Genomic DNA, 17,653 nt, shown 5'->3' with positions numbered 1-17,653 from the left:
CCTGTTGGTCAATGGCTGGTGCCGGACGAACGAGTCGTCTTGTTGAACACGTTGTATTTGCCGATGGGTTTGTCCATTGGGATGCGCTTGACTTCGCGCAGTGTGGTGGCGTCATAGACGACGATCGCGCCATCGCGCTCCATCAGGCTCACCAGTGCATAGCGCCCGTCGCGCGTGAACTCCACATGAGCGGCCGTATGCCCCGGGGCCGGGGTGACGCTGCCCACCACACGCAGGCTTTGCTTGTCGATGACCTGCAGCGTGTCCCGGTGCGGGCTCATCATCGCGTCGGTCCAGGCGTAAGGGGTTTGCTCATGACTGCGCAGGAAGAAGCCGGGTCCGGCAGTCGGAATCGTGGCCACTGTGTGCCAGTCGCCCATGTCGATCACGCTGATGGCCGCCTGTTTCAGGTTCGGTGAGACCATGACCGACTGGCCATTGCGTTCCCAGGTGATGCCGCTACCCAGGTGCGGCATGCCCTGCAGCGCCAGTGTGGCCACCTTGTGGCCGGCATCGAGGTCGATGACCTGCCCGCCGCCCGTGCGCGAGGCGCCAAGAATATGGCGATAGGGCGGGTCGAAGAAGAAGTCGTCGAGCACCGCATCGAGCCGGATCTTTCTTGGCACGAGCGCGTCCGGCACATTGCCATAGGGGATCTCCCAGACTTCCGGAATGTCCCGCAGCGCCGCGATGAAACTGCCGCGAGGCGCCGCATCGTAGACGGCCGAGACACGCGAAGGCATGCCGTCCGCATCCTGTACGGGATAGACGCGCGCGAGCGCCAGGTCCCGCGCATCGAGTAACACCATGTTGGCCGGCAGCGTGTTTCCGGCCAGCACCCACTTGCCGTCGTCGCTGACGGCCACATTGCGCGTGTTCAGTCCGACCCGGATCTCGGCGACGAGGCTGAGGTTCCAGAGGTCGAACTTGCTGATCCACCCGTCCCGGCTGGCAACGAACACATAGCGGCCGTCGCGGCTGAACTTGGGGCCGCCGTGCAGCGCAAAGCGCGTGGCAAAGCGATGAATCGGCTCCAGTCGATCGCCGTCCAGCACGCTCAGGTGGTGGCTGCCGGCCTCCACCACCAGGAACAGGTTGGCGGGATCGGCGCGGAAAACCGGCTTCGCCGGCAGCGTGCCATCGGCGTGGAGAACCACGCGGGAGGCGCGGATCTCGTCGGCGGTCCAGTGGGGCGACTCCGTGGGCTCGGTCCGCAGCCAGCGGGCCAACTGCTCGAGCGCCACAGCGGGGATCTGCGTGGCGAATCCAGGCATCTGCGTCGCCTCGCGGCCCTGACGCAGGACCTCGTCCAGTTCCTTTGCCTTGAGTCTTTCCAGGCTTTGCGGCAGCAAGGCCGGCCCCATGCCGCCCAGGCGGTCAGTGCCATGACAGACCGCGCAGTGCTGCTGGTACAGGGCGCCCGGCGCCAGCGCCGTGCTGTCAGGCTGCGCCCGCGCGGACAGGCAGACAGCCAGCACGCCGAGGCCCACCATGGCGATGCGCGCCATGCGCAGTGTCGCGGTTATTGCACGCATGCGAAGGTCTCCGTTTGGCCGATGCCGCCCGGCGCCCTGAGCTCGGTGTCCGTCAAATAGCAGCCCGGATCCTCGGCCCACGGATTGCCGCTGACCGCCCAGGCGCGTACGCGGGTATTGCCGTTGCAGATGTCACGATGCAGGCAGGCCGCGCAGCGGCCCTCCAGCGGACGCGGACTTGCCTTCAGTCCTGCCATGAGCGGATCCGTGCGGTCGGCCCAGATCTCGCCGAACGGGCGCTCGCGTACGTTGCCGATCGTCACGTGCCACCACATTGTGTCCGGATGCACGTTGCCGAGATTGTCGATGTTGGCCACGCCGACGCCGGTGGCGTTGCCGCCCCAGGCCGTCAGGCGGGCGCGTATATCGGGCACGCGATCCGGATAGCGCTGCGCAATCCACTGGAGCAGGTAAACGCCATCGGCGTCGTTATTGCCGGTAACGAAATCGCCGGCGGGTCCTGCCTGCGCGCGGGACCAGACGTGGTCGATCAGCCAGTCCAGCGCCGCGCGGGTCCTTGCATGCCGGGCATCGTCGGCGCGATAGCCCTTGCCGCGCCCCGCGTAGTTGAAATGGGACAGGTAGAACTTGTCGATACCCTCGGCCTCGGTCAGGGCCACCACATCCGCCAGCTGTGTCGCGTTGGCCTCGGTCAGCGTCATCCGGACCCCGACGCGAAGGCCGGCGGCACGTGCCGTCCGCAGGCCGGCGAGGGCCCGGTCGAACGCGCCCTCGCTACGCCGGAAGCGGTCGTGGGTTGGCGCCAGCCCGTCCAGACTCACGCCGACGTAGTCGAAGCCGGTCGCAGCCAGCCGAGCGGCGTGGCCCGCATCCAGCAGTGTGCCGTTGGACGATAGTGAAAGGTGAAAGCCAAGTTCCCGCGCCCGGGCGGCGATCACGTAGAGGTCCTGCCGCATCAGCGGCTCGCCGCCGGACAGGATCAGCGCCGGTACGCCCGCCGCCTTGAGCTGATCGAGCACGGCAAGTGCCTCGTCGGTTTCCAGCTCGCCTCGAAAGTCGACGTCCGCCGACGTGGCGTAGCAGTGGCGGCAGTTCAGGTTGCAGCGGCGCACCAGGTTCCAGATGACGACCGGGCCGGCGGGCTTGCGCGCGGAAGGCACCGGGCCGCCGTCACGCAAGGCTTCGAGAAAGCGGGAGAGACGAAACATGGCTCAGGGGGTCTTGTCGGAAAGCGTCGTGCCGGGCCAACGCAGCCCGGTCTTCTTTAGGATCCGCGTGGACCAGAGCACGTCGTGGCCACGGCAGGCGTCGCCCAGCTGCGCACGGATCGTATCGATCAATGGCCGGGCGTCTTCACGCGTGCGTGCATGGACCATGGCGAACAGGTTGTATCGCCACGACGGCAGGTGACGCGGCCGGCGATAACAGTGGCTGACGAACGGCAGCGCTCCGATCTGCAGACCAAGCGCATCGACGACGTCGTCGTCGACGTCCCAGACCGTCATCCCGTTGGCACGCCATCCCAATGCGTAGTGATTCGGCACCGCGCCGATGCGGCGGATGACGCCACGCTCCTGCAGGGCCTGCAGCCGGTCGATGACTTCCTGCTCGCCGATTCCCAGCGTGGCGCCCAGGGTTGCATAGGGTGCCGGCACAAGCGGCAGGCCGGATTGCGTGGCAAGCATCAGCGCACGGTCCGTGAGGTCGAGAGGGAAAGGGGCGGGCATGATCATGCGGGCAGGTAAAGGCGGACGAAGTACTCTCGTTCCTTGGGGAAGGCGAGCACATTGACGCCGGCGGCCGCCTCGATCGCCGCAAGGGTGGGCGTCACGGCGCCTGGGTCAGATACTGCGAGCACGAACCAGAGGTTCAGATGGTGGGTCCGCGCGTAGTGATGGGCGACCTCCGGCCGGGCGTTGATGGCTGCGATGATCTCCTCCAGCCGTGCCTCCGGTGCATGGCAGGCGCAAAGGACGAAACGACCACCGGCGCGCTCCGCCTCGAACAGCGGGCCGAAACGCGTCAGCACGCCCTGATGGAGCAGCGAGCGCAGACGGGCCAGCAACGTGGCTTCATCGAGGCCAAGCGCAGCGGCGGCATCGGCGTACGGCCGGGGCGTCAGCGGAAAGCCGTGCTGTAGCGCGTTGACGATCCGCCGGTCGATGTCAGTCAAGGCGGCGGTGGTGGTGACGTCGGCGCCGACGACCGCGGGGCGATGGCAAGCGGGCGCGTTCATGCGGCGGCCGGTGTGCAGCCGTAACGCGTGCCGCGCTGCTTGAAGCAGCGGCTGGCCGGCAGGACGGCGCGCGGCATGGCGGCCAGGCTGCCGACCGCATTGAAGCGCGCGAGCGTCGCCTGCAGTTCGGTCTGGCTGCGCGCGTGCACCATCGCGAACAGGTTGTACGGCCAGTCCGGCAGGCGACGGGGCCGCCGGTAGCACAGCGTGACATGTGGCACGTGCGCCAGCCGCATGCCGATGGCGTCCACCCGTGCGTCCGGTACGTTCCAGACACACATCGCATTGTGGGCATAGCCAAACTTGCGGTGATGCAGGATCGCGCCGAAGCGTCGGATGATGCCTGTGTTGTGCCACTGCGCCAGGCGACAAAGAATCTCCGTCGGCGAGACGCCGCAACGGCGCCCCAGGGCGTGGTAGGGAAACGGCGTCAGGGGCAGCCCGGCTTCCAGCGCTGCAATCAGCCGCCAGTCCGCGTGGCTCAGTGCCTGGGCAGGCTGCGTACAGGTCTCGCGCGGCCCCCGCGTCTCCGTTGCACCATGCTTTCCCCTGGACAGGGGAAAGCCCAGGTCGATGTGGTATTCGCGCTCCAGCGGAAGATCCAGCGGAGCCTGCCCGACGTCGTAAGCGATGTCTTCCAGGACGGCGTCGAGTTGCGGGCGATCCCGGGCCCCCGCGACAAACCAGAGGTTGTAGTGATGGCCATCGCGCGCGTAGTTGTGGCTGACGGCGGGATCGGCGCTGACCCGTCCCGCCACGCGGTCCATCCGCGCGGACGGCACGGCCAGCGCGGCCAGCGTGCTGACACCAATGGTGTTGGGCGCAAAGACGGCGCCGATGCGGCTGATCCGGCCGGCGCCAAGGTCGCGGGCCAGCAAACTCAGCACCATCCGCTCCGACATACCCAACGCTTCGGCCGCACAGAAGTAAGGTCGTAGCTCCAGCGGGAAGTCTCGCTGGATGTGGTTGTAGAACTGGAGTTCGTCGAACATGTGGCTACATTCCGAAGCGATGGGCCCGTGCGGTGAAGAAAATGCCGCTGGGCTGATCGACCGGCAGCGTGGCCAGCCGGGCAAAGGTCTGGGTGTCATAGACCTCTACGCGGTTGTCGTCGCGGCAGGACAGCCAGACCGATTCCCCCTTGGGCGCAAACTCCATGTGTAGCACGCCCCGGCATGGGCGAAGCGTGTGCACTACCTGCCGCGTGGCGGTGTCGATCACCTGCACGATGCCGTTGTCGGGAAAGGCGAAGTTGACCCAGACCTGGCGGCCGTCTGGCCGGGCCATGACGAACACGGGCTGCCCCGCCATGGCGACGCGACCGGCCTCGTGCCAGTCCGCCGCGGGATCGGCCACAAGCACCTCGTGCCGGCCGACGGCCGGCAGCCAGGCCTTGCCTTGTGCCATCGCCCAGCCGCGCAGGTGCGGCATCTTGTAGACGGGCAACCGTGTTTCGCCGCGGCCGTAACCGTCCAGCACCTTGCGTGTCACGACCGGTGTTTGCCAGAGGTCGACCAGTGCCAGTCCGTCCTCGCCGAACAGCCCGGCGATATACCAGCGGCCATCAGGCGTGACCAGCCCGTCATAGGGTTCGCGGCCCGCCTTGAGCTTGGTGATGACCGGCTGACGCGGGTCGGCGACATCGAGGATCCAGACTTCGCCGGCCTCGAACAGGCTGGCGGCCAGGCGCCGTCCGGGCAGGTCCGCCAGGCCAACGACCTTGCTGCGCCGCCCGTCGGCACCTATCGCCGGAATATCGGCGAGTGGCGCCAGCGTCCTGGCGTCGAACAACCGGATGCCGCCCGGTGCGTAGTTCTGCGCGGCGACCACACTGCCGTCCTGCAGGATGGCGCCGCCGATGCTGTTGCCGGCCTGCATGGTCCTGTGCGTGATTTGCGCGGTGAGCAGGTCGACCCGCGAGAGTGCCCCATCGCGACCGAACACGAAGGCGTAGCGGCCGTCGCGGGAGAACACCACACTGGCATGGGAGAGGTCCCCCAGGCCGGAGACGGTGGCCAGCCGCGTCATGCCGGTGGTTTCCACGATCTGGATCCTGCCGGCCGCACGCTCGACGACGACACCAAGATCACCGGTGCCCCGCAGTGCATGCTCGTTCGGTGTCGCGCAGCCAAGCAGCGCCGCCGCACACAGCCAGGCGGCCGCACGCTTCAGGGCGCGTGCGCCGGCCATGGTCTTCGGGAGCGCGAATGTCCGGGGAGCGAGGATCAGGGAACGCCGCCTGCCGATGTCACGGTGGGAGGCGTCCCGCGTTGCAGTTGTTCGATCAGCCATTGGGCTTCGTCCTGCGTCATGAAGGGCTGCCAGGGCGGCATGGCCGTACCCGGGCGGCCGTGGAGCACGGTGGCCACCAGACTGTCGCGTGGCTTGCCGGCCAGTGCGTCAGCGGTGAGCGGCGATCCCAGCCCGCCACGCAGCGTCATGCCGTGGCAGGCACCGCAGTCGTCGCGCAGCCAGTGCGCCAGTTGCGCCTGCCGGGCGGGGTGGGGCGCCGAGGTGCCAGGTTGGGTCGTGTCCGGCGCAGCGGCACCGGGCGCGGCTACAAACACCAGCAGCCACGCCATCGCAGCCCAGACAGCCGCCGGCCGGGGCCGGCGGCGCCACGCTTCGCCCCTCACACGGGCGCCCGGCGCGACACTCAGAGGCTCAGGATCCACGTCGCCAGCTGGTTCGCCTCCGCATCCGATACCGCGTTGGGCGGCATCGGAATGGCGCCCCATTTGCCGCTGCTGCCTTTCTGGATCGATGTGGCAATTGCAACTGCCGCCTTCTTGTCAGCCTTGTATTTCGCGGCGACATCCTTGAAGGCCGGTCCGAGAACCTTCTTGTCCGTGCTATGGCAGGCCAGGCAGTTCTTCGACTGCGCCAGCGCGGGGCTGGCGTGGGCGGGACGGCCAGCCAGCGTCAGTGCACCGATGGCGGCCAGCGTGATGCCAGCCATCCACAGCTTGTGTCGGATACTCATCTCGATGCTCCTTAGTAGACGTCGTGCTGGGTGTTGTAGGCGTTGAACTTGCCGGTGGGCGTGACCAGCCGGGGGTCGCGAATCACGGTCTTGAGCGCGCGGGTCTTGTCATCGACGACGACGATGGCGGACTCGCCATCCTTCGTGCCCCAGACGGAGAACCACACCTCGTCGCCCGCTTTGTTGTATTCCGCCTGCACCACGCGCTTGGCACCGGTGCCTTTCAGCTCCGCCCAGTCGGCGATCGGCAGTACCTTGAAGCCGGCGCCGAGATTGCGGGTGTCGAACACCGCCACGGACTGATTGAGCTTCGGGTCCGGGTTCAGCGGCGTATCGACCCACAGGTTGCTCGATTTCGGATGGGTCTTGATGAACAGCGACCCGCCGCCCTGGCCCTTGACGGTCTGCACCACCTTCCAGGCCTGGGCCTTGTGGCCGACCGGATCGGTGCCGATGAGGCTGATGGTCTCGTCGCCAAGGTGACTGGTCGCCCAGACCGGACCGAATTTCGGATGGACGAGGTTGGCGCCGCGCCCCGGGTGCGGGGTCTTGCCCACGTTGACCAGCGCGGCGAGCTTGTCTTCCTTGGTGTCCACCACGGCGATCTTGTCGGACGCGTTGGCAGCGACCATGAAGTAGCGGCCCGTCGCGTCGAAGCCGCCGTCATGCAGGAACTTGGCGGTGTCGATCGTGGTGGTCTTGAGGTTGTTCAGGTCCGCGTAGTTGACCATCAGAACCTTGCCCGTCTCCTTGGCCGTGATGACGAACTCGGGATGGAAGTGGCTGGCCACGATCGATGCGACGCGCGGCTCGGGGTGATAGGCGTTGTCAACGGTCATGCCGCGCGTGGAGACCACCTTCAGCGGCTTGAGCGTGTCGCCTTCCATGACCACGTACTGTGGCGGCCAGTAGGACCCGGCAACGGCGTACTTGTCCTCGTAGCCCTTGTACTTGGAGGTTTCCACCGAGCGTGCTTCCAGCCCGATGCGGACTTCCGCGACGATGGCCGGCGTGGGTAGCCAGAGGTCGATCAGGTCCAGGCGCGCGTCACGTCCGATCACATACAGGTAGCGGCCGGACGCGGACATGCGCGAAATATGCACCGCGTAGCCGGTCTTGACGATGTTGATGATCTTCTTGCTGTCGCCGTCGATCAGCGCGACTTCGCCCGCATCCCGCAACGTGACCGAGAACAGGTTGTCGAGGTTGTACGCATTCATCTTGCGCGTGGGGCGCTGGGCCACCGGCACGATGTCCTTGCGCGTGGCCTCGATGTCGGCCAGCGAGAACTCAGGCGGCGTGGGAGGGTCCAGCTGGACGTATCGCGCCATCAGGTCGATGTCGTCGGCGGGCAGTTCGTTGGATGTGCCGAAGTTCGGCATGCCGGCCGGGCTGCCGTATGTGATGAAGGTCTTCAGGTATTCGGTGCCGCGGCTGCGCGTGATGTCAGGTGTCAGCGGCTTGCCCGTCGCGCCTTTGCGCAGTACGCCGTGGCAGCCGGCGCAGCGCTGGAAGTAGATCTCGCGGGCGCGGTCGAATTCGGCCGAGGTGAGGGTGGGCGCCGGGGCTGCCTGCGCGGGAGGTGCTGTGCCGTCCTGTGTTGCAGCCGCGGACGGGCCGGCGTGGATCAGTATGGACAGGAGCGGCAGGGCCGCCAGCACGGGAGACAACCGACGTTTCGCTTTCATGGCTCTCTTTCAGCGAGGTGGGGAAAAAGCCTTTGTTGGATGCCCGACGGAAGTGCGATGAACCTGTGGTCGCGCATGTGTCATGCAAGCATCATCGAGAAGTTCCCCTCGCATATCGTTGACTGCCATCAAGCGCGCACGACATCGCATGCCGATGTCGCGCGGCTGCGAAAATCATCTTCCCTCCGAGGGCTCCGAGAGCTCGTCGAGTGCCGCCGATACAGCGGCCCACGCGACAGTGGCTTCGGCGGTCGTGCATTCGCCGTGCTGGCGCTTGGTGGCGCCCAGGCGGTTCAGCACGAGATGGCGCGAAGGCTGCACGCCGGTGTTTTCCAGGCACGCTTTTACGCACGCGAGGGGGCACCCATCGAGCGCGAGGATCGGCCGGCCCGAGCGTGCCACGCGCGTCAGCGCCGGCACGCCCCCACCGACGCCGCTGATGCAGGACATCTCCGCGCGGCCGGCGCGGTCCAGCCGCACGGCGAAGCTGTTGGCCAGCTGCGCGACGCTCGAACACCCTGAGCAGGCGTAGACAAGGGGCAGATGGGAGGCGGCGCGGGACACATCGTTCATGAGAAGGCTCCGGTTGGGGAATCGATCCGCAGCAGGTTGAGAATGAATCGCGCAATCTGGTCCGGCTGGTTCAGCGGCAGGCAGGGCAGTGCGATGTCGAGCGGTTCGTCCGTGGCCACGGCGACCACGGAGTCGTCAGCGGGGAAGTACGGCAGCTCGCCGCGCGACGGCCGGTAGACCTCGATGCGTGGCAGGTGCTCCTGGCGAAAGCCTTCGACCAGCGTCAGGTGTGCCGGCGACAGGCGCGCTAGATGATCGTGCAGGCAGGGCTCCGGCGCGTTGCCGATCTCGCGCATGATGGCGTAGCGATACGGGGAAGCGACCAGCACCTCGCCGGCTTCCGCCCGGCGGAAGCGCGCGCTGTCCTTGTTATCGGGTTCCAGCGTGATGGCCTTGTGCGAATGCTTGACGACGTTGACGGTGTACTCGCGTTGTCGATACCACCGCAGCAGCGCGGCAATCAGCGTGGTCTTGCCGCTACCGGAGGTGCCGGTGATGCCGAGGACAAGGGCGGACATGGGGAAAAATTTCAGAGCGTGGTTTCCAGCGGACATACGAGGGGGAGAAAACCGTCGGCGCGCTCGGAGTACGCAAGCAGCGCGCCGGCCTGGAGGTCGAAATACCAGCCGTGCAGCGACAACCGACCCTGCGACATGGCTTCCCGCACGGCCGGAAAGGTTTCCAGGTTGCGCAGGGAGACGAGGATCGCCGCTTGTTCGCATGCATGCTGGCGTTGTGCGGCGCTGGCATGCCGCAGCGCTTCGTCGACCTGATGGCGCGCCGATGCCGCGATGCGCACCCATGGGGCGATGAAATCGCCGGGCGCGGGAGGCTCGTCGGGGTCCATTGCCATCAGTGCGCGGATGCCACCGCAGCCGGCGTGTCCCATGACGATGATGCGGGCGACTTGCAACTGCGTGACGGCGAACTGGATGGCCGCGGACACGCCGTGGAGGGTGTCCTCCGCGTCGTGACGGCAGGGCGGGACCAGGTTGGCGATATTGCGTACGGTAAAGAGATCGCCAGGATCGCAGCCGAGCAGCATGCCGGGGTCCACGCGCGAGTCGCTGCAGCCGATCAGCAGCGTGGGCGGATGCTGGCCTCGCCGCAGGGTGTCGAACAAGGCCGGCTCGGCTTCGAAGTAGCGTTGCTGGAAGCGTTCGAATCCCTTCAGCAGCCGTTCGATCTCGTGCATGGCTGACTCACAAATTCGGCTACTGGACTAGCGGGCTGTCGGCGCCGTCGAGTTCGATGCCCTCGATGCGCGACTTGCCGATCAGTACCGTGGCGTACTGCTTCCACGCGCGATCGCGTGCGGCGGCGGCAAGCGCCCGGGCGATATCGGCGTGCACGGTCTCGAAGGGCAGCCGCTCGCCCGCATGGCGGTCCAGGACCTTGACCACGTGCAGGCCGTGGCGGCTTTCGACGATAGCGGGCAGGACGCCGGTGCCGCGCATCTCGAACAGCGCGCGTTCGAACTCCGGCGTGGTTTCGCCGCGAAACAGCCGCCCAAGGCGTCCGCCTCCGCCACCGCTCGGGCAGTTGGAGCGGGTGCGGGCCAGCTCGGCGAAGCGCGACGGCCGGGCACGTACCTCGTCCAGGGTCCGCTCCGCCAGCGCGCGCAATGCGTCGAGCCGTGCATAGGGCGTGACCTGGAACAGGATATGTTCGGCCTCCACCCAGGCTCCCACGTGGAAATGCTCGGGGTGGCCTTCGTAGTGGCGCCGGCAGCTGGCCTCGTCGGGCGTGGGTACCGTGGCTTCATGGTCCAGCAGCGCGGTGGTCAGCGCTTCGTCGGGGTCGGCGTGGCCGTCCGGCGCGGCCAGCCCCAGACGTGCGGCTTCCTCCCGTACCAGACGGCGCAGGATGGCCGCCACGGTGGCCTCGCGTGCTGGGTTGCGTGTGCCCTCATACAGCGGCAGCTCGCGTTCGATGTCGGCATCCTGCAGTTCGGCGCCGTTGACAATGACAGGCATGTTGGTCTCCGATGCGGTCAGCGGCCGCGTACGAGCTGCCAGGCGCGGCCCAGATAGGTGACCGATCCGAAGCCGCTCCACACATGCACCAGCCGCGTGAACGGGAAGATGGCAAACAGCGTGATGCCCATGAACAGGTGCGCGCGGAACAGGATCGGCGCATCGGCAACGTAGCCGGCGGCGTCGCCGCGCAGCGTGACGATATGCTGGGCCCACGTCATCAGCTGCACCATCATGTGGCCGTCCATGTGGCCGGCGGATACGCCGATCGTGGACAGGCCAAGGAGCAGCGTCACCAGCAGCCAGACGAGCAAGACCTTGTCGCCGGTGCGCGTCACAGCGGATACGCGCGGGTTGGTTAGGCGGCGGTGCAGCAGGATCAGCAGGCCGGCCAGGCACATCGTGCCCATCACGCCGCCGGCCGCCATGGCCACGCCCTGCTTGAAACCGTGCGAGACGCCAAGCGCATCCCAGACGGCCACGGGCGTCAGTAGCCCGGCCAGGTGGCCGAAGAACAGCCCGAGGATGCCGACGTGGAACAGGATATTGCCCAGCCGCAGATTGCCGCGATAGAGCAACTGGGAGCTGTCGGTCTTCCAGCTGTACTGTTCGCGTTCAAAGCGTGCCAGGCTGCCGAACAGGAACAGCGCGGCGGCGATGTACGGATAGATGCCGTAGAGGAATTGGTTCAGTAGATCCATGATGGCTCCGCGGTCAGTGAGCGGGTTGGGGCTGGCGCGTGTGGAAGCGGACCACCTGTTCGGCGGCCGGCCGGATCGCCAGCAGCGGTTCGACGCCATCGGCGCCGGGGCCGAACACTTCCATCGCTTCGTCCATGTCGCGGACGGGCGGGTCCTGGCGCGCCTCGGGCTGGACGTCGGTCAGCGTTTGCAGTACCCGGAACACGCCGGCATACGGGCTGTCGTGCCGGGCCAGGCGGTCGCCGATGGCGGCCAGGACGTGGATCGCGTCGCCCAGCAATTGCTCGGCGTGCGCGTCCTTGCCCTCGGCGGCCAGTGCCCCCAGGAATTCCAGGAACAGGGGCACGTAGTCGGGCAGCTCCGAGCCGATCGGCTCGAAGCCTTCGCGCCGGTATTCGTCGATCAGGTCGACCATGGCCTGGCCCCGGTCGCGGGACTCTCCGTGGACATGCTCGAACAGGTGAAGCGAATGCGCGGGGTTGCGGTCGAACGTGGCGACGTAGTTCTCCTGCAGCGCGATAAGCGGCGTGTCGCGTAGCAACGCTGTCAGCGGCGCCAGTATCTCGCGCGCCTGCGGCCAGACGGCCAGTTCGCGCTCGATTTCCGGCATGGCATCGACGAGCGCCGATTCGGGGTAGCCCAGCAGGGCGCTGAGCACGGGGTAGAGGGTCATGATGAATCCTTGGGTGACGCGGCTCAGACGGTGGTCTCGGGCTTCTGCTTGCGGGACTTGGGCATGTCCGCGAAGACCACGCTGCCCTGCGGCTTCTTGCCGAACAGCGATCCGGACGTGGTGCCGCCCGAGCAGCCGTTGCCAAAGCTGAAGCCGCAGCTCGCCTTGTCGTTGAAGCTGTCCTCGACCATTTCCTTGTGCGAGGACGGAATCACGAAGCGATCCTCGTAGTTGGCGATGGCCATGGTCTGGTACATGTCTTCCACCTGCGCGGGCGTGAGGCCCACCTGTTCCAGCACGCCCAGGTCCTGTATGCCGTCGACGACCTCGGATCGCTTGAACGCGCGCATGGCCAGCATGCGGTCCAGCGCGGACAGCACGGGAATGACATCGCCGGCGGTCAGCAGGTTGGCCAGGTACTTCACCGGGATGCGCAGGCTCTTCACGTCCGGGATCACGCCATTCATGCCCATGTGGCCGGCCTGCGCCGCGGTCTGGATCGGGGAGAGCGGCGGGACATACCAGACCATCGGCAGCGTGCGGTATTCCGGATGCAACGGGAAGGCGATCTTCCACTCGCAGGCCATCTTGTAGACGGGCGACTTGCTTGCGGCGTCGACCCAGCTTTGCGGAATGCCCTGGCGCAGCGCCTCGGCCTGCACGGCCGGGTCATTCGGGTCCAGGAAGATGTCGAGCTGCGACTGGTACAGGTCGCGCGTGTCTTCCACGGCTGCCGCCGATTCAATGCGGTCCGCGTCATACAACATCACGCCGAGATAGCGGATGCGGCCAACGCAGGTTTCGGCGCAGACGGTCGGCTGGCCGGCCTCGATACGCGGATAGCAGAACAGGCACTTCTCGGCCTTGCCGCTCTGCCAGTTGAAGTAGATCTTCTTGTACGGGCAGCCGGAGATGCACATCCGCCAGCCACGGCACTTGTCCTGGTCCACCAGCACGATGCCGTCGTCCTCGCGCTTGTAGATCGAGCCGCTGGGGCAGGATGCCACGCACGCCGGGTTCAGGCAGTGCTCGCACAGCCGGGGCAGGTACATCATGAAGGTGTTCTCGAACGTGGAGTACATCTCCTTCTGCACGTCGTCAAACAGCTTGTCGCGGCTGCGGGAAGCAAACTCGCCGCCCAGGTCGTCCTCCCAGTTCGGGCCCCATTCGATCTTTTCCATCTTCTTGCCCGTCAGCACGGAAACAGGACGTGCCGTCGGCGGGGTCTGCACCAGCGGGGCCTTCTGCAGGTGCTCGTAGTCGTAGGTGAACGGCTCGTAGTAGTCGTCGATCTGCGGCAGGTTGGGGTTGGCGAACAGGTTGGCGAGGATGCGCAGCCGGCCGCCCTGGCGCGGCGTCAGGGTGCCGTCCGGATGACGCTGCCAGCCGCCTTGCCACTTCTCCTGGTTCTCCCATTCCTTGGGATAGCCAATGCCGGGCTTGGTTTCGACGTTGTTGAACCACGCGTATTCCACGCCGTCGCGGCTGGTCCATACGTTCTTGCAGGTCACGGAGCAGGTATGGCAGCCGATGCATTTGTCGAGGTTCAGCACCATGGCTACCTGGGCACGGATCTTCATTGCGTGGCTCCTTCCTTTGCCGTTTGTTCGACCAGCGGGCCTTCAAGCCAGTCGACCTTGTTCATCTTGCGCAGGATGATGAATTCATCCCGGTTGCTGCCCACGGTGCCGTAGTAGTTGAACCCGTAGGCCAGTTGTGCATAGCCGCCGATCATGTGCGTGGGCTTGGTCACCGCGCGTGTCACGGAGTTATGGATGCCGCCGCGCATGCCGCTGGTTTCCGCGCCGGGCACGTTCACGATCTTCTCCTGGGCGTGGTACATCAGGCACATGCCCTTCGGAACGCGCTGGGATACCACCACGCGGGCGGTGAGGGTGCCGTTGACGTTGAACACCTCGACCCAGTCGTTGTCGCGGATGCCGTTGGCCTGGGCCTCGGTCTCCGAGATCCATACGTGCGGCCCGCCACGCGACAGCGTGAGCATGCGCAGGTTGTCCGAGTAGGTGGAGTGGATGCCCCACTTCTGGTGCGGCGTGATCCAGTTCAGCACCAGCTCCGGATTGCCGTTCGGCTTGCGGTTGAGCATCGGCGCCACGGTCTTGGTGTCGATGGCCGGCTTGTAGACGCATGCGCCTTCGCCGAAATCGAGCATCCAGCGGTGATCCTGGTAGAACTGCTGGCGGCCGGTCAGCGTGCGCCATGGAATCAGCTCGTGGACGTTGGTGTAGCCGGCGTTGTAGCTGACTTCCTCCGATTCCAGGCCAGACCACGTCGGTGCCGAGATGATCTTGCGCGGCTGCACCTGTACGTCGCGGAAGCGGATCTTGTCGTGCTCGCGGCCAACGGCCAGGTGCGCATGTTCGCGGCCGGTGATCTTCGACAGCGCTTCCCATGCCTTGACGGCGACGTGGCCATTGGTCTCGGGCGCGAAGGTCAGGATCATCTCCGCGGCATCGATCGCCGATTCCAGGCGAGGGCGGCCCTGGCTGACGCCGGGTTCGGTGACGGTGTTGCTCAGCCGGCCGATTTCCGCGACTTCATGCTGCGTGTTCCAGTTGATGCCCTTGCCGCCATTGCCCAGCTTGTCCAGCAACGGGCCGATCGACGTGAACTTCTTGTAGATGTCGGCGTAGTTGCGTTCCACGACGGTCATGGATGGCGCGGTCTTGCCGGGGATCAGGTCGCATTCGCCATGCTTCCAGTCCTTCGGGTCGAAGGGCTGGCCGAGTTCCCCCGGGGTGTCATGCATCAGCGGCGTGCAGACCAGGTCGCGGCGGGTGCCAAGGTAGGCGCCGCCAATCTCGCTGAACTTCTTCGCGATGGCCTTGTAGATTTCCCAGTCGGTCTTGCTTTCCCACAGCGGCTGGACGGCCTCCGACAGCGGGTGGATGAACGGGTGCATGTCGGACGTGTTGAGATCGTCCTTCTCGTACCACGTGGCCGTCGGCAGCACGATGTCGCAGTACAGGCAGGTCGTGCTCATGCGGAAATCCAGCACGGTCAGCAGGTCCAGCTTGCCTTCCGCGGCCGGGCGCACATTCACTTCACCGGGGGTGATCGCGTCGGCTTCATCGCCGAACACGGCGTTCTGCGTGCCCAGCAGGTACTTGAGGAAGTACTCGTGGCCCTTGCCCGAGCTGCCCAGGATGTTGGACCGCCACACGAACATGTTGCGCGGGAAGTTGGCGGGATTGTCGGGATCGTCGCACGCAAACTCCAGCGCGCCGGACTTGAGCTGGTCGACCGTGTAGGCCACCGGGTCCTGGCCGGCACGCTCGGCGGCATCCACCACGTCGAGCGGGTTGGTGTTCAGTTGCGGCGCGGACGGCAGCCAGCCCATGCGTTCGGCGCGGGCATTCAGGTCGAGCAGCGAGAGGCCGTCATAGCGCGCGCGGTCGGCGGTTGGCGCCAGGATTTCGTCCACGGCCAGCTTTTCGTGGCGCCACTGGCTGGTGTGGCTGTAGAAGAACGAGGTGCCGTTCATCTGGCGCGGCGGGCGCGCCCAGTCCAGCGCGAAGGCCAGCGGGGCCCAGCCGAACTGCGGACGCAGCTTTTCCTGGCCGACATAGTGCGCCCAGCCGCCACCACTCTTGCCCACGCAGCCGCACATCATCAGCAGGTTGATGATGCCCCGGTAGATCATGTCGTTGTGGTACCAGTGGTTCAGCGCGGCACCCACGATCACCATGCTCTTGCCTTCGGTGCGGTCGGCGTTCTCGGCGAATTCGCGTGCCACCTGGATCACCAGGTGACGTGGCACCGTGGTGTGCTTTTCCTGCCAGGCGGGCGTGTAGGGCACGTCGTCGTCGTAGCTCGCGGCCACATTGGGGCCGCCCAGGCCCTGGTCGACGCCGTAGTTGGCCATCTGCAGGTCGTACACGGTGGCGACCAGCGCCGAGGTGCCGTCCGCCAGCGTGATGCGGCGGGCCGGTACACGGCGGCGGAGCAGCGCGTCGTGCTCGCCGCCGAAGTAGTTGAAGCCCACTTCGACGACTTCGTGTTCGCGGTCCAGCATCGACAGCGCGGGGTCGATCTCGCGGCCGGAGTTGCCGTCGCGTGCTTCCAGGTTCCAGCGGCCGACCTTGGCGCCGTCGTCGTGCGCGGCCTCGCCCCAGCGGAAGCCGATGGTGCCATTGGGCACCACCAGCTCGCCGGTCTTGCTGTCGATCAGCAGGGTCTTCCAGTCCGGGTGGTTGGCTTCGCCGTGATTGCCGGCCAGGTGCGAGGCGCGCAGGAAGTGATCGGGCACCAGCGTGCCGTCCTGTTCGCGCAGCATCACCAGCATCGGCATGTCGGTGTAGCGCTTGATGTAGTCGCGGAAGTAGGCGGACCTGGCGTTGGCGTGGAATTCCTTGAGCACCACGTGGCCCATGGCCATTGCCAGCGCGGCGTCGGTGCCTTGCTTCGGTGCCAGCCAGATGTCGCCGAACTTGACCATTTCGCCGAAGTCGGACGACACCGCCACGGTCTTGGTGCCCTTGTAGCGGACCTCGGTGTAGAAGTGGGCGTCCGGCGTGCGCGTCTGCGGCACGTTGGAGCCCCACACCATCAGGTAGGTGGAGTTGTACCAGTCGGCCGATTCCGGCACGTCGGTCTGTTCGCCCCAGACTTGCGGGCTGGCCGGTGGCAGGTCGCAGTACCAGTCGTAGAACGACAGGCAGGCGCCGCCCAGCAGGCTCAGGTAGCGCGCACCGGCCGCGTAGGACACCATCGACATCGCGGGAATCGGCGAGAAGCCGACCACGCGGTCCGGGCCGAACTGCTTGACCGTGTAGGCGTTGGCCGCGGCGATGATCTCGGTGGTGGTGTCCCAGTCCGCGCGCACGAAGCCGCCCTGGCCGCGTACCGACTTGTAGCGCTTTGCTTTCTCGGGGTCCTGGCTGATGGATGCCCAGGCGGCAATGGGGTCCATGGTCTTGCGGGCCTCGCGCCACATCTCCATCAGGCGGCCACGGATCATCGGATACTTGACCCGCTGCGCCGAATACACGTACCAGCTGTAGGACGCGCCGCGCGGGCAGCCGCGCGGCTCATGGTTGGGCAGGTCGGGCCGGGTGCGCGGGTAGTCGGTCTGCTGCGTTTCCCAGGTGATCAGGCCGTTCTTGACGTAGACCTTCCATGAGCACGAACCCGTGCAGTTGACGCCGTGGGTGGAGCGCACGATCTTGTCGTGCTGCCAGCGGCTGCGATAGCCGTCTTCCCACCGGCGGTCCTCGTCCACGACAGCGCCGTGGCCGTCCGCATAGGTGGACTTCACGCGCGACATGAACTTCAGTCGATCCAGAAAATGACTCATTGTTATGCTC

General features: G+C 66.4%; 17 protein-coding genes. All 17 read right to left on the bottom strand.

All coding sequences use genetic code 11. The features are described from left to right. Positions 1 to 8: 8 nt before the first annotated feature. Entirely contained in the window at positions 9 to 1,535 is a 1,527-nt protein-coding gene (locus AC1DOX_RS08220; RefSeq protein WP_441616729.1) for a cytochrome D1 domain-containing protein, read from the bottom strand. Continuing rightward, a complete protein-coding gene (nirJ, locus tag AC1DOX_RS08215; RefSeq protein WP_441616731.1) occupies positions 1,523 to 2,704 on the bottom strand; it encodes a heme d1 biosynthesis radical SAM protein NirJ in 1,182 nt (393 codons plus the stop codon). Before nirJ ends, AC1DOX_RS08220 begins: the two co-directional genes overlap by 13 nt. A 3-nt stretch (positions 2,705 to 2,707) precedes the next feature. Then, positions 2,708 to 3,223 (bottom strand): siroheme decarboxylase subunit beta, encoded by a 516-nt coding sequence (gene ahbB, locus AC1DOX_RS08210; RefSeq protein WP_441616733.1) that lies wholly within the window; start codon positions 3,221 to 3,223, stop codon positions 2,708 to 2,710. A gap of 2 nt (positions 3,224 to 3,225) precedes the next feature. Continuing rightward, positions 3,226 to 3,732 (bottom strand): Lrp/AsnC family transcriptional regulator, encoded by a 507-nt coding sequence (locus tag AC1DOX_RS08205; RefSeq protein WP_477101266.1) that lies wholly within the window; start codon positions 3,730 to 3,732, stop codon positions 3,226 to 3,228. Continuing rightward, the gene (ahbB, locus tag AC1DOX_RS08200; protein ID WP_441616737.1) at positions 3,729 to 4,724 is read right to left on the bottom strand and encodes a siroheme decarboxylase subunit beta; all 996 of its coding nucleotides are present in this window, start codon (positions 4,722 to 4,724) and stop codon (positions 3,729 to 3,731) included. Before ahbB (AC1DOX_RS08200) ends, AC1DOX_RS08205 begins: the two co-directional genes overlap by 4 nt. A gap of 4 nt (positions 4,725 to 4,728) precedes the next feature. Next, complete coding sequence (locus tag AC1DOX_RS08195; protein WP_441616739.1) at positions 4,729 to 5,922, bottom strand: cytochrome D1 domain-containing protein; 1,194 nt, start codon at positions 5,920 to 5,922, stop codon at positions 4,729 to 4,731. Between the two features lie 35 nt (positions 5,923 to 5,957). Beyond that, the gene (locus tag AC1DOX_RS08190) at positions 5,958 to 6,314 is read right to left on the bottom strand and encodes a c-type cytochrome (protein ID WP_441616913.1); all 357 of its coding nucleotides are present in this window, start codon (positions 6,312 to 6,314) and stop codon (positions 5,958 to 5,960) included. Between the two features lie 74 nt (positions 6,315 to 6,388). After that, the gene (locus AC1DOX_RS08185; RefSeq protein WP_441616741.1) at positions 6,389 to 6,715 is read right to left on the bottom strand and encodes a c-type cytochrome; all 327 of its coding nucleotides are present in this window, start codon (positions 6,713 to 6,715) and stop codon (positions 6,389 to 6,391) included. A gap of 11 nt (positions 6,716 to 6,726) precedes the next feature. Beyond that, the gene (locus AC1DOX_RS08180; RefSeq protein WP_441616743.1) at positions 6,727 to 8,403 is read right to left on the bottom strand and encodes a cytochrome D1 domain-containing protein; all 1,677 of its coding nucleotides are present in this window, start codon (positions 8,401 to 8,403) and stop codon (positions 6,727 to 6,729) included. Between the two features lie 174 nt (positions 8,404 to 8,577). After that, positions 8,578 to 8,976 carry a putative zinc-binding protein gene (locus AC1DOX_RS08175; RefSeq protein WP_441616745.1) on the bottom strand — a complete coding sequence of 133 codons (399 nt, stop codon included), beginning with the start codon at positions 8,974 to 8,976 and terminating at the stop codon, positions 8,578 to 8,580. After that, entirely contained in the window at positions 8,973 to 9,494 is a 522-nt protein-coding gene (mobB, locus tag AC1DOX_RS08170; protein ID WP_441616747.1) for a molybdopterin-guanine dinucleotide biosynthesis protein B, read from the bottom strand. The genes AC1DOX_RS08175 and mobB overlap by 4 nt, the downstream gene beginning before the upstream one ends. Before the next feature lie 11 nt (positions 9,495 to 9,505). Continuing rightward, positions 9,506 to 10,171, bottom strand: coding sequence for a carbonic anhydrase (locus AC1DOX_RS08165; RefSeq protein ID WP_441616749.1), 666 nt, complete (start codon positions 10,169 to 10,171; stop codon positions 9,506 to 9,508). A gap of 19 nt (positions 10,172 to 10,190) precedes the next feature. Continuing rightward, complete coding sequence (locus AC1DOX_RS08160; protein WP_441616751.1) at positions 10,191 to 10,952, bottom strand: peptidylprolyl isomerase; 762 nt, start codon at positions 10,950 to 10,952, stop codon at positions 10,191 to 10,193. Between the two features lie 17 nt (positions 10,953 to 10,969). After that, the gene (narI, locus tag AC1DOX_RS08155) at positions 10,970 to 11,653 is read right to left on the bottom strand and encodes a respiratory nitrate reductase subunit gamma (RefSeq protein WP_441616753.1); all 684 of its coding nucleotides are present in this window, start codon (positions 11,651 to 11,653) and stop codon (positions 10,970 to 10,972) included. Positions 11,654 to 11,666: 13 nt separating this feature from the next. Further along, a complete protein-coding gene (narJ, locus tag AC1DOX_RS08150; RefSeq protein WP_441616755.1) occupies positions 11,667 to 12,326 on the bottom strand; it encodes a nitrate reductase molybdenum cofactor assembly chaperone in 660 nt (219 codons plus the stop codon). Between the two features lie 23 nt (positions 12,327 to 12,349). Further along, positions 12,350 to 13,906, bottom strand: coding sequence for a nitrate reductase subunit beta (gene narH, locus AC1DOX_RS08145; protein ID WP_441616757.1), 1,557 nt, complete (start codon positions 13,904 to 13,906; stop codon positions 12,350 to 12,352). Beyond that, entirely contained in the window at positions 13,903 to 17,643 is a 3,741-nt protein-coding gene (locus AC1DOX_RS08140; protein ID WP_441616759.1) for a nitrate reductase subunit alpha, read from the bottom strand. The genes narH and AC1DOX_RS08140 overlap by 4 nt, the downstream gene beginning before the upstream one ends. Positions 17,644 to 17,653: the final 10 nt, after the last annotated feature.

The organism is Cupriavidus sp. 01L415 (genome assembly GCF_056400065.1).
This window is presented reverse-complemented; position numbering and strand designations above follow the sequence as displayed.